The organism is Rhodoglobus galactosidasius (assembly GCF_054957775.1).
In genome coordinates this window covers 1-21,400 of record NZ_JBQIAV010000015.1, presented here as the reverse complement: position 1 = coordinate 21,400, position 21,400 = coordinate 1, and the positions used below count along the sequence as shown (strand labels likewise).

The window sequence follows — 21,400 nt, the reverse complement described above, 5'->3', positions numbered from 1 at the left end:
GCTAAAGAGCCGAAACCTGCTCGCGTGCACCCAGGCGCACACTGACGTCGGAGTCGCGGCGCTCATCCGCATGATGGCTCACGAGCACCACAATCTTGTCGGCCAGTGCCACTCGCAGATCGGCGATGAGTTGCTCGGCGCTCGCCGCATCCAAATGAGCAGTCGGTTCGTCGAGCAGCACCACGTCGGCACGAGTCAGCAAGGTGCGGGCGACCGCGAGACGCTGCCGCTCGCCACCCGACAGGCTCTTGCCGGCCGACCCGACCCGGGTATCCAACCCACGGTCGAGCGAATCGAAGAGTGGGCCAAGACCAACCTGACGCACAACCGCTACGAGTTCGTGCTCGGACGGCTGATCGTCGTGTGCCCGTCCAAGCAGCAAGTTCGCGCGAATTGTCGAATCGAAGAGGTGCGACTCCTGCGGGCACCAGGTCACCGCGTGCCGCAACTGCTCGGGGGACAGCTCGCGAGCATCCACACCGCCGAGACTCCACGACCCAGCGGCAGGCGGAAGATATCCAAGCAGCGCCGCCAACAGCGTCGACTTTCCCGCCCCCGAGGGCCCCTCAACCACAAGCCACTCGCCACGCTCAACGCGGGCAGTCACTCCCGAGAATGCGAGAGCCGGGCTCGAAGGCCAGCGGATGCCGAGCTCACTCAGTTCGAGAACGCTTGCGTCGGCCAGCGGTCGGTCTACGCTCGCGGCTCCAGTTTCAGCGTCGGTGCGGGATCCGCGCGCGTCGCGCGATCCACTTCCGCCACGTACCCCGCGACCGGGGACAGCATCGTCGGCGCCTTCAGTGACGCTCCGCACTTTCGCCAGCGCGGCACTGAGCGCGGGCCACTGCTGCACGGAGTCGACGAACGCGATGAGCGAGTCAACGAGCCCGATCGGGATGAGCACAAGCACGGCGACGACGGCGATCGGAAGCGTGCCGGCGACAACGGCAGGGGCGGCAGCGGGCAACATCGCGACGGCGGTCACCGAGCAGGCGAGGACGACGACGGCGTTGCCGATGCCCAGGGCGCGGGCGCTGCGGCGGGAGAGTGCCCCAGCTTCGGCATCGATGCGATCGAGGCGGCCAAGCATCCGATCCCCAACACCGTTGGCGCGCAGATCGCTGGCGGCCCCCGTCATGGCGGCGAAGGCGCGCACGACACGCGACTGCACTTCGGCGATGCCGTGGGCCGCAGACCGATCAACCCAGACGGCGATGACGGGAGCGACGACGAGCGCACCGGCAAGACCCCCCAGCAGCACGGGCACCGCTGGGGCGTGCAGCAATCCGACAGCGATCAGCGCGGCAAGCGAGGTTCCCACGGCCACGGCGGGCGGCAGCACCACGCGCGGAACAAGATCCCGCACCCGGTCAGAAGCAGCGACCAGATAGTCGAGAGCAACCCCACCATTGGCGAGCGCACGGGAACCGAGGGCTCGTGCGCCGAGACCGTTCCAGAGCGCGACCCTCAACTCGATCACTGAACTCAGCACCGCACTGTGAGTCGCGAGACGCTCCGCATAGCGAAGCCCAGCACGACCCAGACCGAAGAACCGCACACCGACAATGGCGACAAGCAAGAACATGATCGGCGGATGTTCGCTGGCCCGCACAATCAGCCAGCCCGAGATCGCCGTCAACGAGATCGCGAAAAGGCTCGCGCCAATGCCGAGAGCGATCGCTCCGACGAGGGTCGCGAGGGACGGACGCACAAACTCGAGCAGGCTGGCGAGAGTGGCGCGGGGTGAGCTGGGCGCGGCGACAGCGTCAGCATCCAACTCCTGAGCAACGGCTAGGGGGTCAACGCGAGACTCGACCGCACGCGTGCCGCCCGAAGAGCCAACGGCGATCACTTGGTCAGCCAGGGCCGCAATGCCCGACTCGTGCGAGGCAACAAGCACCGTCACAGGGCGACCGCGCAGTTCAGCAATCGCCGTCTCCACACGATGCGCGGATGCCGGGTCGAGATGGGCGGTCGGCTCATCCAGCAGTAGCAGGGTTGCGCCCGCTTCGACGCGCAGCAGTCCGCGCGCGACGGCAATGCGACGCAGTTCGCCGGGACTCACCTGGCGGGGGTCGGCCTCAGCGATCGCCGCCAAGCCCAGCTCAACGACGACAGACTTGATGGCTTTCTCGTCGCTGCTATAGAGACGCAGTTCGTCAATGACGCTGTCGGCGACGGTGTGGGGATGTTGCGGAACCCACGCCACGTGCTGCGGGTCGATGCCCCACACGCTGCCGCCGCTGGGCTCGCGATTGCCGGCCAGCACCTCGAGAACACTGGATTTTCCGCTGCCGCTCGGCCCATCCAATGCCGTGATCGTGCCGGGGGTGGCCGTGAAACTGAGGTTGTCGACGGCGGGGAGTGCTCGACCGTCGTAGCCGATCGTGAGGTCAACAACACGGAATTTGTCGTCAAGCTGGCGGTGCTCGCGGGCACGCGGGGCATCGATGATCGTGCGGGCGCGGCGCAGGGCGGTGAGTCCGTTTTCGGAGGAGTGGAACGCCGCACCGAGTTCACGGAAGGGTGCGAAACATTCGGGCGCGAGCACGAGAGCGATGAGGCCAACAGTGAGCGAGAGCTGATCATCCACGAGTCGCACACCAACGAAGACGGCAACAACAGCGACCGAGATCGTGGCAATCAGTTCGAGTACGAGCGCTGAGAGGAAGGCGGTGCGGAGGGTCGCCATGGTGGTCGTACGGTTCTCGGCGGAGATCGCACGCAGGGCACGCGACTGCTCGCCGACCCGACCGAGGCCGACCAACACGGGAAGCCCGCGAGCCAGCTCGACGAGGTGATCCGAAAGGCGTTCGAGGCTTGCGCTGGCCGCTTCTGCACGTTCGCGGGTGTGTCCACCGACGAGCACCATGAACACGGGAACCAGCGGAACCGTCAAAACAATGATGAGCGCGCTCACCCAGTCGACCGAGAGGATGCGGGCACCGATTAGCAGCGGAACCGTCGCCGTTGTCACTATCGCCGGCAACACGACGCGGAAGTAGTTGTCGAGCTCATCGAGCCCCACAGTGGCGATCGCGGTGCTTGTACCGACGCGCGAATCGGAACCCGTTAGTACTCGCTCGGCGAGCTCGTGACGCAGTGACTCTTTTGCGCCAAGAGCAGCGCGGGCGGCGAAACTCTCTGTTCCCCAGGCGGTGACTGCGCGGAGCAGGCCTGCGGCCACACCGAGCACGATCGCGAACTGCCAGGCACGTTCATCCGTCTCGATGACGCCGACCACACCGCGGGCAACCGCCTCGGCCATGAGAACGAGAGCGAGACCCTTGAGGGCGGCCAGCAGACCCAGCCCGAACAGTGTGTGCACACCGCCCGGGCCGAACCCGGCCGCAAGTCGTTCGCGAAGTTTGGCCTTCATGCCCTCCACTATCCCCTTTTTTGCACGCGGCATCCTGCTCAGGCCCTAGCGGGCTGAGGAAACCGGGGCAACAGCAGGCTTCACCACGTGAGCCTCAGGGAGGTGGTGTTCGCTCAGGCGGTTGCGGAATACCCAGTAGGTGTAGCCCTGATAGAGCAGCACGAGTGGCAAACCGAAGGCTGCAACGACGCTCATAACGCTCAACGTATATTCACCGCTGGCCGCGTTCGAGATCGTCAGGTTGAACGCGGGGTCGAGCGTGGACGGCAGCACGACCGGATACGCGGCAGCAAAAATGGATGATGCACCAGTCAATAAGAAGGCGGCGATTCCCACAAACGCGCGGCCTTCACGCCCGGCTCGCGCACTGACCCAAGCGAAGACGACCGCGATCACGGCGACGACGACAAGCGCCCACGTGATGGGGGTTCCGTTCTGGAGCTGCACGGCCAAGACCCAGCCGACGATGGGGAGCAGTGCGACGGGGCTCCAGCGCACGAGGAAGGTGCGGGCACGAGCGCGCACGTCGCCAACCGTCTTCAGGCCTAGGAATGCGGAGGCATGCACGAGCGAGAAGCCAACAACCGCAAGGCCGCCGAGCACTGCGTAGGGAGTGAACCAGGCGAAGGCACCGCCAACGCGGTCACCGTTCGCGTCAATCGGGAGCCCGGTAGTGGTGAGTGCAAGCGCTGCACCGATGCCGAATGCTGAACCGAGTGAGCCGAGACCGAGGGCGCGATCCCACCACATGCGCCACCGGTCACTGGAGCCCTTACCACGGTACTCGATCGCTACCGCGCGGAAGATGAGGCTCACGAGCACGATCGTCAGCGGGATGTAGAGCGCCGAGAATAGCGATGCATACCAAAACGGGAATGCAGCGAAAGTGGCGGCTCCGGCGGTGATCAGCCAGACCTCGTTACCGTCCCAAACCGGGCCAATGGCATTGAGCATGAGCCGGCGCTGCTTGTCACTGCGGGTGCTGAAGAGCAGCAGCATCCCGACACCAAGGTCGAAGCCTTCAAGCAGGAGGTAGCCGATCCACAGCGCTGCGATCGCGATAAACCAGATGGTGGGGAGAAGTTCCATGAGTGCGTGCCCTTCTGTCTAGTAGGCGAACGCGAGAACGTCGTCGCGTCGGTCTGGTCGGTTGGGGTTGTTGGGGTTGTCCGGGTCATCGCCGTTTCCGTCGCCTTCTGGATGCCCGAGCTCAGGCATTGCCGAGGCCACTCCACCGCGCACGTACTTGATCAGCAATCGCACTTCGAAGACGAGTAAGAAGGCGTAAACGAGGGCGAGGGAGGCGAGCGAGAAGATGATCTCTTCGCCACTCACTCCAGGGGAGACTGCTGTTGCGGTGAACATATACACGCCGTCGACGCCACCAGGCGTCGGGTTCGGAGCGACAACGAAGGGCTGGCGGCCCATCTCGGTGAAGACCCAGCCGGCGATGTTTGCGCCGAAGGGGGCGGCGATGCTGAGTAGGGCTGTTCCCATGAGGAACTTTGAGCGCGGCACAGTGCCCTTGCGCACAATCCACAGGGTGAGGAGGGCGAACCCGGCAGCGAGCATGCCGAAGCCGATCATCAGACGGAAGCCCCAGTAGGTGACTTCCATGATGGGCAGGTAGTTGATCTCCTGACCGGCACGCTCTCCGTAGAGGGGGTTGTCGGGCAAGTTGGTGCCATATTTTTCCTGGTATTCAGGAATGAGCGTATTCACACCCTTGATCTCCGTCTCGAAATCACCGTGAGCGAGGAAGGAAAGAATGCCCGGAATCTCAATAATTCCGACAACATCGTCACAGTTCTGAGAGCCAAGGTTGCCGATCGACAGCACCGAGAAGCTCGTACCGTCGTAGCAGGCAGCCTCAGCGGCAGCCATCTTCATCGGCTGCTGTTCAAACATCAGCTTCGCCTGCAGGTCACCGGTGATGGCGACTCCGCCGAATCCGATAATCGCTATTACTGCGCCAATGCGGATGCTCTTGATCCAGACCGAGTGGTCGGTGCGATCGCGGCCCGGGAGGCTGGCGTTCTCTCCGACGACGACACGGCCCGTGGCATCCACGGTATCGATTCCGTCGCGACGACGCTGCCAGAGCTGGTACCAGGAGATGCCGACCACGAAACCAGCGCCTACCGCCAGCGCGCCCATGATGGTGTGCGAATACGCGGCGAGAGCGGTGTTGTTGGTGAGCACGGCCCAGATGTCGGTCATGACGGGGCGGCCGTCGATGAGTTCAACGCCGACCGGGTGCTGCATCCAGGAGTTCGCGACAATGATGAAGAAGGCGGAGACGACGGAGCCGGCGACGGCGATCCAGAGGGTCGCGAGGTGGATCTTCTTGGGGAGGCGGCTCCAGCCGAAGATCCAGAGGCCGAGGAAGACTGATTCAAAGAAGAAGGCGAGCAGGCCTTCCATGGCGAGGGGCGCACCGAAGACGTCGCCGACGAAGCGGGAGTATTCGCTCCAGGCCATGCCGAACTGGAACTCCTGAACGAGGCCCGTAGCAACACCCATGATGAAGTTGATGAGGTACAACTTGCCCCAGAATTTGGTCATGCGCAGCCACTTCTCATCACCTGTGCGCACCCACTGGGTTTGCATAAGAGCGACGACCGGGCCGAGGCCGATCGTGAGCGGAACCATGATGAAGTGGTAAACGGTGGTGACGCCGAACTGCCACCGGGCGATTTCTAGGGGATCCACTCCGCACCTTCCACTGCATTTTCTACGTCTTGTAGAACTATTTCTACACGCTTGTAGAAATAATTTCTACCTGAGGTAGAATTGGGTCATGAATTCGTTAGGAGAACTCGAACGCAGCGTGATGGATTTGCTGTGGGCGGGTGGTGAAAGCCTCTCTGCCTATGACCTTCAGGCCAAGCTCGCTGAACCGGAATCTTCTGGCCGTGAGCTCGCCGCCACTACAATTCTCACCGTGCTGTCGCGCCTCGAGAACAAGAACTTTGTGGTGCGCGAGCGTGACTCTCGCCCGCACCTCTATCGTGCCGCAGCCGCTCGCGAAGCTCACATGGCCGACCTCATGCACGAAGTGCTTGGCGGGGCGAGCGATCGCGCTGCGGTGCTCGAACGCTTCGTTGGCCAGGTCTCGGGCGAAGAGGCTGAAACTCTGCGCCGCATTCTCGCTGGCCGGTAGTCATGCTTGTCGCTGCCATCACGCTGGGCCTCGTCGCGATCTTGCTCGCGTGGCCGGTGCCTGCACTGCTGCCAGGAGCACAGTGGGCATACCGCCGCCCGACGCTCGGCTTGCTCGTGTGGCAACTTGTTGCGCTCGTCGGCGGCACCAGCATGATCGGGTCTCTCGTGCTGCTGGGCGCAGCAACGTTTGCCGATGATATCCCGGATGCCGCTAATGGCATGTGGCGTTTCGTCACCCACAATGAGCTGCCAGAGGGCTCCTCGGTGTGGTCGTTGCTCGCGCTCTCGGGCGCACTCTTCCTCACTGCGCACCTCCTTCTCAACCTGCTGGTGACCGTTGTCTATGCCGAGCGGGAACGAGCCCGTCACGCCCAACTCATCACTCTGCTGAGCGAACCCATGTCTGACCGCCCGGGCACCCGGGTCATCGACACCCTGGCACCGGTTGCCTACTGCCTACCCGGTGCGCTCAAGTCGATTACCGTGTTGACGGCCGGACTGATTGAGCTGCTCGACGACGAAGAGCTGCGCGCGGTTGTTGAGCATGAGCGGGCACACGTTCGGCTGCGGCATGACATCGTGTTGATCTTCTTCACCGCGTGGAAGCTGTCGCTGCCCTGGCTGCCGACCGCCCGCAACGCGTCGCGGGAGGTTGCCCTCCTTCTCGAAATGCATGCCGACGACAACGCACTCACCCATGTCGGGCGCGGCAGCCTTGCTCGCGCGATCACTGTGGTTGCCGAGGGTGGCGCGCTGCCGAAACGCAGCGAACTTTCAGCCGCGATGCCTGAATCAACGCCAAAAGAACTGCGGGCGCGACTTCTGCGGCTCGCCTAGCCGCGCTCCCGCTTGCCTCGCTATTTCTCACCAGTCGTGCCACGTGTAAAGGCGAGCGGCAGAGTGAGGAGCGAAATCGCGGCGGCGACGAGCAGTGCTGGAGGGAATGACAGCGCGGCGGCGAGAGTGCCGATGAGCACGGAGCCCACTGCTGTTCCCATGTCGAACCCGATGTTCCAGACGGCGCTTGCAGTTCCATACTGCTTGCGTGGCACTGAGGCGAGGGAGATCAGAAGGGTGAGGTTCTGCAGCCCACCGTACGCAATGCCGACGAGGGTCATGCCGACGAGAAAGAGCGCAATTGTGGTGGCGTTGGGGTTCTGAACCGCGATGGCGGCCAGAACGAGCCCGATGACGGTCAGCAGCACTAAGGGCCACAGGAACGGCTTAGCGCCGTGCCGATCGGCTAGGCCGCCAACGCCCCACCGGGTTACCGCCGCGCTGAACGTGAGGAGAGTGAGTGCGCCGGCGGTGAGGGCTGGTGACGAACTCATCTGCGGCGCAAAGGTGATGAGTGCACCGCCGGCGAGAGTGACCCCGCTGAGGAGCATCATGGGGCGAACCAGACTGCTCATCAACTTTCGACGCCCGGAACTGTTACCGAGCACGATTGGCGTGACATCGGTAGGGGGCAGAAAGGACCGAGCAGCTTCCTGCTCACGCAGAACCCGAGCCAGCCGTGGAGCGGAACTGATCCCAAGAATCGGCAGGGTTCCCAGCGCGAACACGGCCCAAAACCCGACCGAATCTGCCAATAGCGGTCCCGCCGGAACGAGGATCACTTGCGGCACGGCGATTGCTGCGCCGTAGGCCCCAATGGCGGCACCATGCTGAGCGCGCGGCACCAGATTGGCGACGACGGTCGACCCAGCCACAGTGAGAATGCCGAAACCAACGCCCCGCAGAACCGACAGGATCAGAATCCAGCTGAGGTGGTCGGAGAAGAGAAAGAGCAACGGCGGAACACCAAGAAGTGCCAGCCCTGCGGCCAACACCCTTCCGGTCCCTAAGCGAGTGAGCAGGCGCGGAACGAATGGTTGGGTCATGACCGTCGCGAGCAAAAGCAGCCCATTGACGAGGCCAGCTCCCGCTTCGTTGGCGCCGCCCTGCACCGCCCAGAGGGGTACGACGGGCAGCAGGGCCGCGAAGCCACCGAAGCCAGCAGCCGTCAGTGCGAGCAGTGCGGGCATTCCGGGTGCGCGCCACACTGGCGGTGGGCCCGTTGAAGAGTTGTGGTTCACGTTGTTCAACCCTATGCCCCGTCCGGCACGCGCCGTCTCAGTTCTTTGTTGATGCGGTCTTTCGCGGTGCGGCGCGTTTGGCAGGCACCGCTGCGGCAGCACTGGGCGCGACTGCGCGCGGAACCAACCGCTGCAGCTGCGTCACGTGCTTGGGCTCGAGCTCTTCAATGCTCGTAACCTCGAGCAACTTCATGGTGCGCACGATTTGGTCAGAGAGGATCTCGATCGTGCGGTCAACACCTTCGCGACCGCCGGCCATGAGGCCGTAGAGGTAGGCGCGACCGATGAGCGTGAACTTGGCGCCGAGTGCCATCGAGGCCACGATGTCGGCACCATTCATGATGCCCGTGTCGACCATCACCTCAACGTCGTTGCCGACTTCGCGGACCACGTTGGGCAGCAGGTGGAAGGGGATGGGGGCGCGGTCGAGTTGGCGGCCACCATGGTTGGAAAGCAGGATGCTGTCAACGCCGAGATCGGCAAGGCGCTTCGAGTCCTCAAGGTTTTGCACACCCTTGATCACGATCTTGCCTGGCCACATGGCGCGGATGGTCGTGAGGTCGTCGTAATCGATTGACGGGTCCATCGCGGAGTCGAGCAGTTCACCGACGGTGCCGCCGGTGGTGGCGAGCGAGGCGAACTCCAGCGGCGGCGTGGTGAGGAAGTCGAACCACCACCACGGGCGGGGGATTGCGTTGAGGATCGTGCCGGCGGTCAGCTGTGGTGGGATCGAGAAGCCGTTGCGCTTGTCACGCAGTCGGGCTCCAGCAACCGGGGTGTCGACGGTAAACATGAGGGTGTCGTAGCCGGCGGCGGCTGCACGCTCAACGAGTCCGTACGAGATCTCGCGATCGCGCATTACATAGAGCTGGAACCAGTTGCGGCCGTCAGGGTTCGCGGCCTTCACATCTTCGATGGATGTCGTGCCCAGCGTCGAGAGAGTGAAGGGAATGCCTGCTGCCGCTGCTGCGCCCGCGCCAGCAATCTCGCCTTCGGTTTGCATGAGGCGGGTGAATCCCGTGGGCGCGATTCCGAACGGCATCGCTGAGGTGCCACCCAAGATCTGGGTGGTGGTGTCGACGTGGGAGGCGTCCCGCAGGATCGAGGGGTGAAATTCGATGTCTTCGAATGCTTGGCGCGCCCGGCTCAGTGAGATCTCGCCTTCGGCTGAGCCATCCGTGTAGTCGTAGGCGGCCTTGGGCGTGCGGCGCTTGGCGATGTCTTTGAGGTCGTAGATCGTGAGTGCGCTGTCGAGGCGACGCTTCTTGCCGTTGAGTTCTGGTGCTTTGAACTTCATGAGCTTCGCAAGCTCGATGGGGTTCGGGAATTGACGCTTAACCATGGTGTGCCCTTAGCTGGTGGAGTCGAGGTGGGTAAGGAGGCGATCGCGCGCCCCCATGATGTGGTCGCGGGTGAGCCGCTCAGCGGTGACGGCATCCCCGGCGGTGATGGCATCGAGGACGCCCTGGTGTTGGTCGGCCACCTCGTGGGCGGTAATCAGTTGGGCGGATTGAACCTGCCCAATGCACAGCTCGATTTCACCCATCAGCAGTTCGTGCATTCGGGTGAGGCGTGAGCTGGGCTGACCGGCGACGAGCGCACGATGGAACTGGATGTCGTCGTGCGCGAACCCTGTCGAACCAGACCGCAGCGAGCGGTGGGCCTGCAGCGCGGCGGCAGGAATCATGCCGTGCTGGGTCAGTGCTGCAATTGCCGCGCCCTCGACGATCGCGCGGTTGGTGAAGAGGTCGTTCACGTCGTCACCGCTGAGGAAGGGAACTCGCGCAGCCTGATGTGGTTCGCGGCGCAGCAGGCCGTCAGCGACGAGTCGTTCGATGGCGATGCGGGCCGTGGGGCGGGCGACGCCGAAGCGTAGGGCGACACGGGATTCGGTGACGGTGGCCCCGGGCGCGATTGTGGCGCCGATGATGTTGGCACGTAATTCAGCGTAGATCGCGTCGGGCCGGATGGGCCCCGTGCGTTCAGCAGCCGTCAACAAAGACATAGTGCTCCATTCGCTTCATATTGCTATACAATATAGCAGATTGCATAACAATCAATAAACGGGGCTGTTGGCCCACAATGGCGAGGATCGTTACCTTTCGGGAGCGGCCGTCGACGCAGAGTTCGCACGAGGTGACCACAACCCCAGGAATGCCTTTCTACGGATAAACGATCGATTTGAGGCTCGTCGGGTCGAGATCGCTGTCGAGGGCTTCGCGAACGTGGTCGAGATCGAACTTTCCGGTAACCAGGCTGTCGAGATCGACTTGGCCGCTCGATACGAGATGGATTGCTGTAGGCCACGTGTCGGTGTAACGGAAAATTCCCGTCACATTGAGCTCGAGGTTTTGGATCTGTTCAACAGGCAGAGTCATCGTGGAGTTTCCCAACCCCACGAGCACTGCGGTTCCTGCGGGACGAAGGGCTCGGATTCCGCTGTCGACGGCACGCGGCGACCCAGATGCGTCGATAAATGCCTCGACGTCAAGGTCGAGTGATTCGATCGACGTCGCGACAGGGTCGATGACTCGGGTCGCACCAAACTTGAGCGCGCGCTCGCGCTTCTCTTCAATGAGGTCTGTGACGATGATGTCTTTCGCACCGAATGCCCTCGCTGTCTGAGCTGTGATGATGCCGATGGGGCCCGCCCCCGCAATGAGGATGCTCGACCCCGGAGTAACGCCCGCTTTGCGCACTGACGCGATCGCCACGGAGAGAGGCTCAAGCATTGCGGCTGCTTCGTCCGACATGCTGTCGGGAATTGCGTGCGCGAACGCATCCTGAATCGTGACGTATTCGGCGAAAGCGCCATCAATCGATGGAGTGGCAAAAAACTCCATCTTCTTGCACAGGTTATAGCGGCCAGTTCGGCATTCCTGACACTGTGCGCACGGTCGCTGCGGTTCGATGGCGACCCGTTGACCGACGCGATTTGAATCAACATCACTTCCTACCGCGACGATGCGGCCTGATAGCTCGTGGCCAAGCACGAGAGGGTTGTTGACGACAAAGTCACCAAGGCGCCCCTCGCGGAAAAAGTGAACGTCAGAGCCGCACACTCCGACCGCGGCAACGCGAACGAGCACTTGGTCGCGGTCGGGAGTGGGTACCGTGCGCTCCTCGATCGTAAGGGTGTCCTGTGACAGCAGGATGCTAGCGCGCATGGTGTCCGGAATCTTTGCAGTCATCTCTTGTTCTCCTGTGCTTCGTTGTGAAAAGTGTTTGAGCGAATGACGCCTGCCCGGTGATCAACGCCCCTCAATCACCACGTATGCGAGTGGTTCTCCGGCCAGCAGTCGCCGTGCCTGCTCCCGAATATTGTAAAACAATTTAACAGAATGTCTAACAAAATGAAATACCGTCCTGTTAGGTTGATGGGATATGTTTCGTGGCGCCTCAAAGGAGATGGAATGACTGATCAGTTGGCATGGGGAATTCTGGGTACGGGGTGGATTGCGGGCTTGCAGACTAGCGATCTCATCGAGCATGGGTTCAGTGTCGTGGCAGTGGGCTCTCGCACTGCTGGCGCGGCCACTGAGTTCGCGACAAAGTATGGCATCCCGGCCGCCCATGGTAGCTATGAAGAACTCGTTGCCAACCCCGATGTCGACGCTATCTATGTCGCTTCTCCCCACCCCTTCCATGAAGAGCATGCGCTTCTCGCCTTGAACGCCGGCAAGCACGTTCTCGTGGAGAAGGTATTCACGATGAATGCAGCCCAGGCAGAGACTGTCGTCGCCCGGGCATCCGAGCTCGGACTTGTCGTGCTCGAAGCCATGTGGGCGCGCTACCTGCCCCACATGGTTCGTATTCGCGAACTCGTGCGGAGCGGTGCGCTCGGAAGCATCCGCAGCGTGATCGCCGATCACAATCAAAACCTGTCGCGTGATCCACTTCACCGAATCAACAACCCGCTTCTCGGCGGTGGGGCGTTGCTCGATCTCGGCATCTACCCGCTGTCGTTCGCCTACGACATTCTTGGAACGCCGACAAACGTCGTTGCTGTGGCGACCAAGACCGCCACCGACGTCGACCGCCAGACCTCGATGATTCTGAGCTACGGCGATGAGGCACAAGCTGTGCTCCAGACCACCCTCGACCTGCATGGTCCCAACCGCGCGGTCATCGTCGGCAGCGAGGGGCGGATCGAGATCGACGAGGTCTGGTATGAGCCGACCACGTTCACACGTTTCGATGGCTCGGGAGCTGTTGTCGAAGAATTTGACGGTACCGCCACCGGACGCGGCATGCAGTTCCAGGCCGCAGAACTCGAACGCCTCGTTGCAGCGGGTGAACTCGCCAACGACATCCTGCCGCCGAGCCAGAGCGTGCAGATCATGTATACCCTCGACGAGATCCGCCGCCAGATCAGCCTGACCTACCCGATGCTCGACGAAAACTAACTCGCAGCGCGCCTGCCGCAGGCTAGTCCCGCGGCAGGCGCGCTGGTATCACCCCGGCGCAGACGTTAGCGCGAGCGCGGAAGGTAACGACGCGGAGAGAATGCCGCAGCAACCAAGCTGCGCAAGCTTTCCAACGACCCTTCAACGAAACCCTGAGCCCGCGCCTGAATCAGCACGTTGCCAATCGCTGTCGCCTCAACGGGTCCCGCAAGCACCGGCATCCCGCTCCGGTCTGCGATGAGCTGGCAGAGCAACTCGTTCTGCGAACCACCACCCACAATATGGATGACCGACACACGCTTGCCCGACAGTTTCGACGCCGTCTGCACCGAATCCACAAAGGCAGCGCTGAGGCTCTCGATGATGCTGCGCACAAACTCGACGTGCGACTGCGGTGCGGGCAGGTCGTGCTCGATGCACCAGGCGGCAATGCGCCCGGGCATTCCTTCTGGCGCCATGAAGCCGGGGTCATTCGCATCGAAGGTCGGCACCTTCACGGTGAGGGTGGATGCCGCAGCCAAAAGCTCAAGAAGGTCGACGCTGGCGTCGGTCGTTTGCCATTCGCGCACGCACTCGCTCAGCAGCCACAGCCCCATCACGTTGTGCAGGTAGCGCACGCGGCCGTCGACGCCGCCCTCGTTGGTGAAGTTCGCAGCACGGCTCGCTTCCGTCAGCACGGGAGAGTTCAGCTCAACGCCCACGAGACCCCACGTGCCACACGAGATGTAGGCGAAGTCGTCGTTTGTGGCAGGCACAGCAACCACAGCGGATGCGGTGTCATGCGATCCAACAGAGACCACGTCGGCACTGATGCCGAGCTCGTCGCGCACCGGCCCCAGGCGTGTGCCCGGAACAACAAGCTCAGGGAACAACTTGCGCGGCATTCCGAGTTTCTCGATGAGCGCGTCATCCCACTGACCGGTCGCAATGTTGAGCAGACCTGTCGTTGAGGCGTTGGTGTGCTCGGCAACCTGGCGACCCGTCAACCAGTAGTTGATGAGGTCAGGCACGAGCAAGAAGCTGTCGGCGCCGGCAAGATTCTGTTCGGCCGCGAACTGGTACAGCGTATTGAACGGAAGAAACTGCAGGCCATTAGAGGAGTACAGCTCAGCGTGATCGGCGACGGCATGCACCCGCTCGACTCCGGCCGCGGTGCGGTCGTCGCGGTAGTGGAACGGTGGGGCGATCATCCGCCCGCCCGCCATCAGCGCATAGTCAACAGCCCACGAGTCGACACCGATGCTCGAGAGCTGAGGCTCTTCGCGCACGGCGGCAACCAACCCTGCGAGCACGCTCGAGTAGAGGGCATCGATATCCCAGTGCAAACCGTCCTCGCGCCGCACCGGGCCATTGGGAAAGCGCGCTACCGGGCGAACACTGAGCTCGTTGTGACCGACGTGGCCGAGCATGACCCGGCCACTGGTCGCACCGAGATCTACGGCGGCAACTGCGTTATTCATCGCAAGAACGCCGCCGCAACACCAGCATCAACCGGAATGTGGAGCCCGGTGGTGTGGCTGAGGTCGGGGCCCGTGAGCACCGAAACCGCGTTGGCCACGTTCTCGGGAAGAACCTCACGCTTGAGGATCGTGCGCTGCGCGTAGAACTTGCCCAGATCTTCTTCTTCAACACCGTAAGTCTTGGCGCGGTTTGCGCCCCAGCCAGAAGCGAAGATTCCTGAACCACGAACAACACCGTCAGGGTTGATGCCATTGACCTTCACGCCGTGCTCACCAAGCTCGACCGCAAGCAGTCGAACCTGGTGTGCCTGGTCTGCCTTCGTGGCCGAGTACGCAATGTTGTTGGGCCCAGCGAACACCGCGTTCTTTGACGAAATGTAAATCACATCGCCACCCATGGCCTGCTCGATGAGCACCGGCGCGGTTGCCTTCGAGACGAGAAACGAACCTTTGGCCATGATGTCGTGCTGGAAGTCCCAATCCTGCTCGGTGGTCTCGAGCAGGGGCTTCGAGAGCGAAACGCCCGCATTGTTCACAACGATGTCGATGCCACCGAACGCGAGTACGGAATCCTGCACCATGCGCTCGATTGCGGCAGCGTCGGTCACGTTGGCCTTGAGGCCGATGGCGACGTCAGCCGGGTTCGGATACGCAGCACCGATCTCGGCAGCAGCGGCCTGAGCCTTTTCGAGGTCGAGATCAGCGATGATGACGCACGCGCCATCCGCAGCGAGACGGGTAGCGATTGCCTTACCGATGCCGGATGCTGCGCCGGTCACGAGGGCGACGCGGGTGGCGTGCGACTTGGGCTTGGGCATCCGCTGCAGCTTGGCTTCCTCGAGTGCCCAGTATTCAATGGCGAACTTCTCGGCGTCGCTGATGGGAGCGTAGGTCGAGATGGCTTCGGCGCCGCGCATGACGTTGATGGCGTTCACGTAGAACTCGCCGGCCACGCGGGCGGTCTGCTTGTTGGCGCCGTAGCTGAACATTCCGACACCGGGAACGAGCACGATCAACGGGTCAGCTCCTCTAATGACAGGGGAGTCTGCGGTGGCGTACTTCTCGTAGTACGCGGTGTAGTCCTTGCGGTACTCCTCGTGCAGTTCTTTGAGTCGCTGGATGCTCTTCTCGACCGTTGCGTTGGCCGGGAGGTCGAGCAGCAGTGGCTTCACCTTGGTGCGCAAGAAGTGATCGGGGCAGCTCGTGCCCAGTTTTGCGAGCTTCGGAGCGTTAGCGGATGCCATGAAGTCGAGCACGACGTCGGAGTCCGTGAAGTGACCAACCATGGGGCGGTCGTGGCTCGCGAGGCCGCGGATGGTGGCAGCCAAAGCGGCAGCCTTTGCGCGACGCTCGTCTTCGGGAAGGGCCGCGTTCTTGGCGACGGTGCGACCGAACGGCGCCTTCTTGCCCTTAGTGGCAATGAAATCTTCAGCGGTCTTAATGATCCAGAGGCTGTTCGACTCGGCTTCTTCGCTGGTGTCGCCCCACGCGGTGATGCCGTGCCCGCCGAGGATGCAGCCGATTGCCTTCGGGTTTGCTTCCTTGATGGCGGCGATGTCGAGCCCGAGCTGAAAACCGGGGCGGCGCCACGGAACCCAGACAACCTTATTGCCGAACGCCTTTTTGGTGAGCTTCTCGCCATCCTTTGCGGTCGCAATGGAGATACTGGAATCAGGGTGCAAGTGATCGACGTGGGCGGCATCCACGAGCGCGTGCATGGCGGTGTCGATGGATGGCGCGGCGCCACCCTTACCGTGCAGCGTGTAGTCGAACGCGGCAACCATTTCGTCTTCGCGGTCGATGCCGGGGTAGACGTTGGTCATGGAGCGCAGGCGGTCAAGGCGCAGCACGGCGAGGCCAGCTTCCTTGAGGGTGCCCAGGTCTCCGCCGGAGCCTTTCACCCACATGAGCTCGATGGGCTCGCCGGTAACGGGATCCGTTTCGGTGCCCTTGGCCGACGTGTTGCCGCCGGCGTAGTTGGTGACGCGCGGATCGGAACCGAGACGGTTCGAGCGTGCGATGAGTTCAACTGCAGTGGGGTTTGTCATGAGAGGTCCTTGTCGTCAGAGGCGAGAGTGAACGGGAGCGAGGATGAGGCAGCGTCTAAACCGCGAGGCTTAGGCTCCCCAGCCTGCCTGAACGCCACCAACACGCTCAGCGGCGATCTTTTCCTGGTAACCGGATGCCGCGTAGGCCGCCATCGGGTCCGCGGGAAGCCCGCGCGATTCGCGCCAGGCGGCGAGGTCACCGCGCACGTCGGTGTAGAAGGCATCCATCATGATCGCGTTGGCGCCGAGAACATCGCCGGCATTCTGGGCAACCCTGAGCGCCGCGGTATCGACGAGCAGTGCACGCGCCGTCATTTCCTGCACGTTGAGCACCGACCGCATCTGGCCGGGAACCTTGTCTTCGACGTTGTGGCACTGGTCGAGCATGAAGGCAACACCGCTGTCGGTGCCGTAGCCGCCGCCGCGAACAACTTCGTACAGGATGCGGAACAACTGGAACGGGTCGGCGGCACCCACAATGAGGTCGTCGTCGGCGTAGAAGCGCGAGTTGAAGTCGAACGAGCCGAGCTTTCCGAGGCGAAGCAGTTGCATCACTATGAACTCGATGTTGGTGCCGGGGGCGTGGTGGCCGGTGTCGAGGCAGACGAGAGCGCGCTCGCCGAGGGCCGCCACTTGGGCGTAGCTGGTTCCCCAGTCCGGAACATCCATGTGGTAAAAAGCGGGCTCAAAGAACTTGTACTCGAGCACCATGCGCTGCTCTTGCCCGAGTCGGCCGTAGATCTTCTCGAGGGAGTCAGCGAGACGATCCTGGCGACCGCGAAGATCAGCTTGACCCGGATAGTTGGAGCCATCAGCAAGCCAAATCTTGAGGTCGCGTGACCCGGTCTGATCCATCACGTCGATGCACTCGAAATGGTGATCGATAGCCTTCTGACGAATCGTGGGATCGACGTGGGTGAGCGAGCCGAACTTGTAGTCGTCGTCTTGGAAGGTGTTCGAGTTGATTGTTCCCAACTCAACCCCGTGCTCATTGGCGAAAGCTCGAAGAGCGCTGTAGTCCTCAACCTTGTCCCACGGAATGTGCAGGGCAACCGACGGAGACAAAGCCGTGTATTTGTTGACCTGGGCGGCATCCGCAATCTTCTCTTCGGGGGTGCGCGGGGTGCCGGGGGTGCCGAAAACCTTGAATCGTGTGCCGGAGTTGCCGAAGGCCCATGACGGGAGCTCGATGGCCTGTTCTTCGAGGCGGGCTGCGATTGAGCTGAAGCTGGTCACTGGTGTTCCTTTGTTCTCGCGGAGTGATGACTGGCTGCGCCTAGTGGCGGGCGCGTGTTTCCCCACTCGTCAACTCTTCATTGAATCGTTTTAACTCTTGAGATCGAGGATAAGGTCTTTTATGGGTTTCCGTCAAGGTGCGGCTAATCCGTGACACTATTGAACGATTCAAAAACTAGGCAGCGACGAGGCTGGGAAAGCAGGATTCATGAGCGCGGTGAGCGTGAAAGATGTCGCCCGGCATGCTGGAGTCTCCGTAGGCACAGTCTCGAACGTCATGAACCACCCTTCGAAAGTGGCGCCGACAACCGTCACCAAAGTTCAGCGGTCCATCGCGACTCTCGGTTTCGTGCGCAACGACGCCGCTCGACAATTACGGGATGGCCACAGCAAGACGGTGGGGCTCGTCGTTCTCGACGTGCGAAACCCCTTCTTCACGGATGTTGCTCGTGGGGCGGAAACCCGGGCCAGCAAAGAGGGGCTGTCCGTCATTCTGGGAAACAGTGACGAAGATCCGGCGCGCGAACTGGCGTACCTCGAACTCTTCGAGCAGCAACGCTCGCACGGCGTGCTGATCTCTCCGATCGGCGAGATCAGCACGCGCCTCACGGCTCTACGAGCCCGAGGAATCCCTGCCGTTCTCGTTGACCGCGCGAGTTCCGATCGAAGCTTTAGTTCGGTCACCGTGGATGACGTGGCCGGCGGCCGCATGGCCGTCGAGCATTTGATCGCCGAGGGCCGCACGCGCATCGTGTTTGTGGGAGGCCCCCTCTCCATTCGCCAAGTCGCCGACCGATTTGAGGGTGCGGAGCGAGCAGCTCAAGCGCATCCGGAGGTTTCTCTCGAGCTCGTCACTTTGGCCTCGCTCAGCGTGATCGCTGGCCGCCAGGCAGGTGCCGCGATAGCTGGCCGTTCAGAACTGCCCGATGCAATCTTTGCGGCGAACGATCTGGTGGCGATGGGCGTTCTTCAGGCGCTCATGTTGCAGGGCTCTAACCTTCGCGTTCCCGAGGACATTGCCCTTATCGGCTACGACGACATTGACTTCGCGTCCTCTGCGGTCGTGCCGCTCTCGTCGATCCGTCAGCCTGCAGGCATGATCGGCCACACCGCATTGGAGATCTTGCTCGAAGAGGTGGCTGATCCGGAGGCGTCCCCACGTCACGTGGAGTTTCAGCCTGAGCTTGTGGTGCGCCGTTCAACCTCGGCTAGCGCCGTCGACGCGCCCTAGGTGTAGTTCCCATGGACGTTGTGCTCGCTTGATTTGCTGAAGTCCTCCGGCAGCATGTGGGTTACCAAGCTCACGCCAACAACCGGGGGCCTCCTTGACTCACGCTGATGCTCCTTTCACCCCGCACGGGCGAATTCGTCGCGCACGTCACCGGACCGATTATCGTCTTGGCGTTAATCGATCGATGATCGACAAGGTTGTGGTGCGTCATCGGATCCCGAAGCAGATCTATCTTGATCAAGCAATAGGGCTGGAACCCTGATGGAGGAAGGCACTGGGCCCTAGGTTGAGCGGCCGGTAATAGAAACAACACCCGGCGCCGCCGATCAGGGTGCGGGTATTCTTTTCAGCGTCACGCTGTAGATGATCACATCCGGCTCGCGTACTCAGATACTTTGAACGATGAGAGGAAAGAAGTCGTGGCCGATCAAGCTTGCCGTCGCTCAGTTCGCGCCACAGAGTACTTGTGTGAGACGGCAGAGTGAACTATTGTTTGAAACGATTCATGATCGCCCACCAGGAGATTTTTCAATGACGAATTCCGACACACCGGTACGTGTCTGCTTCCAGCTGCAGGTCAAACCCGAACTCATCGCTGAGTACATTGAGCGACACTCCCCAGTCTCGCCCGAGATGCTCGCCGAAATTGAGGCATCCGGCCGCAGCAACTATACGATTTTTCTAGCTGAGGGCGGCCGACTTGTCGGCTACTACGAGACCGATGACGATGACGCCTCGCGGGCCTACCTCGCCGGCTCAGAGATCGCCTCGCAATGGGAGCGCGACATGAGTCATTTCTTCGTTGGCATTGATGGCCGTGTCGACCAAGCGGCCACTGCCCTGACAGAGGTTTTCAACCTTCGCGAGCAGTTGGTCGCGGCCCCAACGGGAAAAGACGAGTCTTGAATCTCCTCACTCCAGCAATCCTTTCGACGCTCGAAAACGGCGTCAAGTTTCTCTCGTAAGCTTTCGGGAACTCCGCAACGCGTTCGAGTGTGTGGACGACCGAGGTCACTAGGCGAGCTAGAAAACTTCACCGGGACGGGGTCACTGCCTCTGTCCTGCTGCTTTGGCCTAGCAAGGTAGAGCATGGGTACCTCATGCAGCCTTCGAGACATGCACTAGTTTTTCCTGGCGTGCGGTTCCGCCCGCTCGAATCAGTGAGAAATTGAAATCGGCTCGGCCTGCATTTGCAGACCGAGCCGATTCACGACTGCGGCTTAGAAGTCGAAGTCTGCGATGTTATCCGCGTTGAAGACGTAGGGGTCTCCGAGCAGAACGCTCTGGTCAGCGCCGACTTCGTAAGTTCCTAGGTCCCCGGCTTCGAATTTGTCGCCTTCCGCTCCGGTGATCTCGCCTGTAAGGAGCGCCTGAGCTGCGTACGCTGCGAGGTAGCCGAGGTCAGCCGGGTTCCAAAGCGCAAATGCCGTCACGGTGCCGTCTTCGATATAGCCGCGCATCTGATTCGGTGTACCAAGACCGGTGATTGCAATTTTGCCCTTGTACTCTGACGTGGAAAGGTAGCGAGCGGCCGCAGTGATTCCCACTGTGGTAGGCGAAACGATGCCTGCGAGGTCAGGATACGTCTGAAGCAGAGCCGCAGTCTTGTCGAATGCTGTCTGGTCGTCGTCGCCGCCGTAGGCAACTTCAATGAGCTCGATGTCAGGGTAAGCCTTGAGCTCTTCTTCCATGATCGCGATCCACGCGTTCTGATTCGTCGCGTTCGGCGTCGATGACAGAATGGCGATCTGACCGCTCTCGCCAATTTCCTCAGCGATCAAGTCCACCTGGACCTTCGCGATACCTTCCGCGGTTGCTTGGTTTACAAAAAGATCGCGACACTCAGGGTTGGTGTCCGAATCGAACGTGACGACCTTCACCCCGGCCGAACGTGCCTCATCGAGCGCATCGCAAAGAGCTTCAGGGTCATTTGCCGAAACGATGAGCCCGCCTACTCCCTGCTGCGCTGCGGTCTGAATGTACTGAACCTGCGCCGTCGGCGAAGCTTCGGTGGGGCCTACTTCTTCGAACGTGCCCCCGAATGCCGCAGTTGCCTCTTCTGCGCCGCCGGTGGAGGTGTCGAAGTACGGGTTGCCTAGGTTCTTAGGCAACATCACGATCGACAGGTTTGAATCACCGTTGGCGGCGTCGCCGCTGTCGCTCGAGTTGTCGGTGGTCGAGCTCGCGCAACCTCCTGCCGCAAGAGTTATACCTAGGGCAATCGCTACTACAGCGCCTGCGCGCCCGGTGTGCTTCGTTCCAAACATCATTGTTTCCTTTCTTGGTGCGAATAATCGCGGGGGGGTGCCCCTAGGTGGTTTGTCAAGCGGCGAGTTGGTGCTGGGCTTGGTAGAGGGTGCCGTCGCGGAGCATTGCGTAGAGGACGTCGCAGCGTCG

16 protein-coding genes and 1 pseudogene are annotated in these 21,400 nt (G+C 61.9%); 6 read left to right on the top strand and 11 right to left on the bottom strand.

Annotated elements, in window-relative coordinates; all coding sequences use genetic code 11:
* Window position 1 precedes the first annotated feature (1 nt).
* Genes cydC through ACTJJW_RS14280 form a run of 3 tightly spaced genes read right to left on the bottom strand, consistent with a single transcriptional unit; the run spans window position 2 to window position 6,091 of the window.
* A complete protein-coding gene (gene cydC / locus ACTJJW_RS14290; RefSeq protein WP_462645767.1) occupies window positions 2-3,379 on the bottom strand; it encodes a thiol reductant ABC exporter subunit CydC in 3,378 nt (1,125 codons plus the stop codon).
* A gap of 45 nt (window positions 3,380-3,424) precedes the next feature.
* Entirely contained in the window at window positions 3,425-4,468 is a 1,044-nt protein-coding gene (gene cydB / locus ACTJJW_RS14285) for a cytochrome d ubiquinol oxidase subunit II (protein ID WP_462645765.1), read from the bottom strand.
* Between the two features lie 18 nt (window positions 4,469-4,486).
* Window positions 4,487-6,091 (bottom strand): cytochrome ubiquinol oxidase subunit I, encoded by a 1,605-nt coding sequence (locus ACTJJW_RS14280; RefSeq protein ID WP_462645764.1) that lies wholly within the window; start codon window positions 6,089-6,091, stop codon window positions 4,487-4,489.
* Between the two features lie 88 nt (window positions 6,092-6,179).
* On the opposite strand from ACTJJW_RS14280, the gene ACTJJW_RS14275 reads away from it, so the two are divergent.
* Both ACTJJW_RS14275 and ACTJJW_RS14270 read left to right on the top strand, forming a co-directional pair.
* Window positions 6,180-6,542: a BlaI/MecI/CopY family transcriptional regulator gene (locus ACTJJW_RS14275; protein ID WP_462645762.1), complete on the top strand. Its 363-nt coding sequence runs from the start codon at window positions 6,180-6,182 to the stop codon at window positions 6,540-6,542.
* Between the two features lie 2 nt (window positions 6,543-6,544).
* A complete protein-coding gene (locus tag ACTJJW_RS14270; RefSeq protein WP_462645760.1) occupies window positions 6,545-7,381 on the top strand; it encodes a M56 family metallopeptidase in 837 nt (278 codons plus the stop codon).
* Between the two features lie 20 nt (window positions 7,382-7,401).
* Here ACTJJW_RS14270 and ACTJJW_RS14265 read toward each other — a convergent pair whose 3' ends face one another.
* The 4 genes from ACTJJW_RS14265 to ACTJJW_RS14250 form a co-directional block, all read right to left on the bottom strand.
* A complete protein-coding gene (locus ACTJJW_RS14265) occupies window positions 7,402-8,622 on the bottom strand; it encodes an MFS transporter (RefSeq protein WP_462645758.1) in 1,221 nt (406 codons plus the stop codon).
* 37 nt (window positions 8,623-8,659) lie between these two features.
* A complete protein-coding gene (locus ACTJJW_RS14260; protein WP_462645756.1) occupies window positions 8,660-9,964 on the bottom strand; it encodes an alpha-hydroxy acid oxidase in 1,305 nt (434 codons plus the stop codon).
* 9 nt (window positions 9,965-9,973) lie between these two features.
* Entirely contained in the window at window positions 9,974-10,627 is a 654-nt protein-coding gene (locus ACTJJW_RS14255; protein WP_462645754.1) for a GntR family transcriptional regulator, read from the bottom strand.
* A 157-nt stretch (window positions 10,628-10,784) separates the two neighbouring features.
* A complete protein-coding gene (locus ACTJJW_RS14250; protein ID WP_343924836.1) occupies window positions 10,785-11,813 on the bottom strand; it encodes an NAD(P)-dependent alcohol dehydrogenase in 1,029 nt (342 codons plus the stop codon).
* Between the two features lie 222 nt (window positions 11,814-12,035).
* Here ACTJJW_RS14250 and ACTJJW_RS14245 point away from each other — a divergent pair, with 222 nt between their 5' ends.
* A complete protein-coding gene (locus ACTJJW_RS14245) occupies window positions 12,036-13,028 on the top strand; it encodes a Gfo/Idh/MocA family protein (RefSeq protein ID WP_462645752.1) in 993 nt (330 codons plus the stop codon).
* Window positions 13,029-13,093: 65 nt separating this feature from the next.
* On the opposite strand, the gene ACTJJW_RS14240 is transcribed toward ACTJJW_RS14245, so the two are convergent.
* The 3 genes from ACTJJW_RS14240 to rhaI form a co-directional block, all read right to left on the bottom strand.
* On the bottom strand, window positions 13,094-14,488 hold the full coding sequence (locus tag ACTJJW_RS14240; protein WP_462645750.1) for a rhamnulokinase: 1,395 nt from the start codon (window positions 14,486-14,488) through the stop codon (window positions 13,094-13,096).
* Window positions 14,485-16,536 (bottom strand): bifunctional aldolase/short-chain dehydrogenase, encoded by a 2,052-nt coding sequence (locus tag ACTJJW_RS14235; RefSeq protein WP_462645748.1) that lies wholly within the window; start codon window positions 16,534-16,536, stop codon window positions 14,485-14,487. The genes ACTJJW_RS14240 and ACTJJW_RS14235 overlap by 4 nt, the downstream gene beginning before the upstream one ends.
* Window positions 16,537-16,605: 69 nt before the next feature.
* Window positions 16,606-17,772, bottom strand: a complete 1,167-nt coding sequence (gene rhaI, locus ACTJJW_RS14230) for an L-rhamnose isomerase (protein ID WP_462645746.1) — start codon at window positions 17,770-17,772, stop codon at window positions 16,606-16,608.
* Between the two features lie 208 nt (window positions 17,773-17,980).
* On the opposite strand from rhaI, the gene ACTJJW_RS14225 reads away from it, so the two are divergent.
* The 3 genes and pseudogenes from ACTJJW_RS14225 (at window position 17,981) to ACTJJW_RS14215 (ending at window position 19,909) form a co-directional block, all read left to right on the top strand.
* Window positions 17,981-19,003, top strand: a complete 1,023-nt coding sequence (locus tag ACTJJW_RS14225) for a LacI family DNA-binding transcriptional regulator (protein WP_462645745.1) — start codon at window positions 17,981-17,983, stop codon at window positions 19,001-19,003.
* A 257-nt stretch (window positions 19,004-19,260) separates the two neighbouring features.
* A pseudogene (locus ACTJJW_RS14220) lies at window positions 19,261-19,428 on the top strand (IS481 family transposase); the annotation flags it as partial.
* A gap of 106 nt (window positions 19,429-19,534) precedes the next feature.
* Window positions 19,535-19,909, top strand: coding sequence for an L-rhamnose mutarotase (locus ACTJJW_RS14215; protein ID WP_462645743.1), 375 nt, complete (start codon window positions 19,535-19,537; stop codon window positions 19,907-19,909).
* Between the two features lie 314 nt (window positions 19,910-20,223).
* Here ACTJJW_RS14215 and rhaS read toward each other — a convergent pair whose 3' ends face one another.
* Window positions 20,224-21,273 (bottom strand): rhamnose ABC transporter substrate-binding protein, encoded by a 1,050-nt coding sequence (rhaS, locus tag ACTJJW_RS14210; RefSeq protein WP_462645741.1) that lies wholly within the window; start codon window positions 21,271-21,273, stop codon window positions 20,224-20,226.
* Between the last annotated feature and the right edge of the window lie 127 nt (window positions 21,274-21,400).

Bases quoted from the DNA above. Each gene is read 5' to 3' on its own strand.
- cydC (WP_462645767.1), bottom strand. From the start codon at position 3,379: ATGAAGGCCAAACTTCGCGAACGACTTGCGGCCGGGTTCGGCCCGGGC.
- cydB (WP_462645765.1), bottom strand. From the start codon at position 4,468: ATGGAACTTCTCCCCACCATCTGGTTTATCGCGATCGCAGCGCTGTGG.
- ACTJJW_RS14275 (WP_462645762.1), top strand. From the start codon at position 6,180: ATGAATTCGTTAGGAGAACTCGAACGCAGCGTGATGGATTTGCTGTGG.
- ACTJJW_RS14270 (WP_462645760.1), top strand. From the start codon at position 6,545: ATGCTTGTCGCTGCCATCACGCTGGGCCTCGTCGCGATCTTGCTCGCG.
- ACTJJW_RS14260 (WP_462645756.1), bottom strand. From the start codon at position 9,964: ATGGTTAAGCGTCAATTCCCGAACCCCATCGAGCTTGCGAAGCTCATG.
- ACTJJW_RS14255 (WP_462645754.1), bottom strand. From the start codon at position 10,627: ATGTCTTTGTTGACGGCTGCTGAACGCACGGGGCCCATCCGGCCCGAC.
- ACTJJW_RS14250 (WP_343924836.1), bottom strand. From the start codon at position 11,813: ATGACTGCAAAGATTCCGGACACCATGCGCGCTAGCATCCTGCTGTCA.
- ACTJJW_RS14245 (WP_462645752.1), top strand. From the start codon at position 12,036: ATGACTGATCAGTTGGCATGGGGAATTCTGGGTACGGGGTGGATTGCG.
- ACTJJW_RS14240 (WP_462645750.1), bottom strand. From the start codon at position 14,488: ATGAATAACGCAGTTGCCGCCGTAGATCTCGGTGCGACCAGTGGCCGG.
- ACTJJW_RS14235 (WP_462645748.1), bottom strand. From the start codon at position 16,536: ATGACAAACCCCACTGCAGTTGAACTCATCGCACGCTCGAACCGTCTC.
- ACTJJW_RS14225 (WP_462645745.1), top strand. From the start codon at position 17,981: ATGAGCGCGGTGAGCGTGAAAGATGTCGCCCGGCATGCTGGAGTCTCC.
- ACTJJW_RS14215 (WP_462645743.1), top strand. From the start codon at position 19,535: ATGACGAATTCCGACACACCGGTACGTGTCTGCTTCCAGCTGCAGGTC.
- rhaS (WP_462645741.1), bottom strand. From the start codon at position 21,273: ATGATGTTTGGAACGAAGCACACCGGGCGCGCAGGCGCTGTAGTAGCG.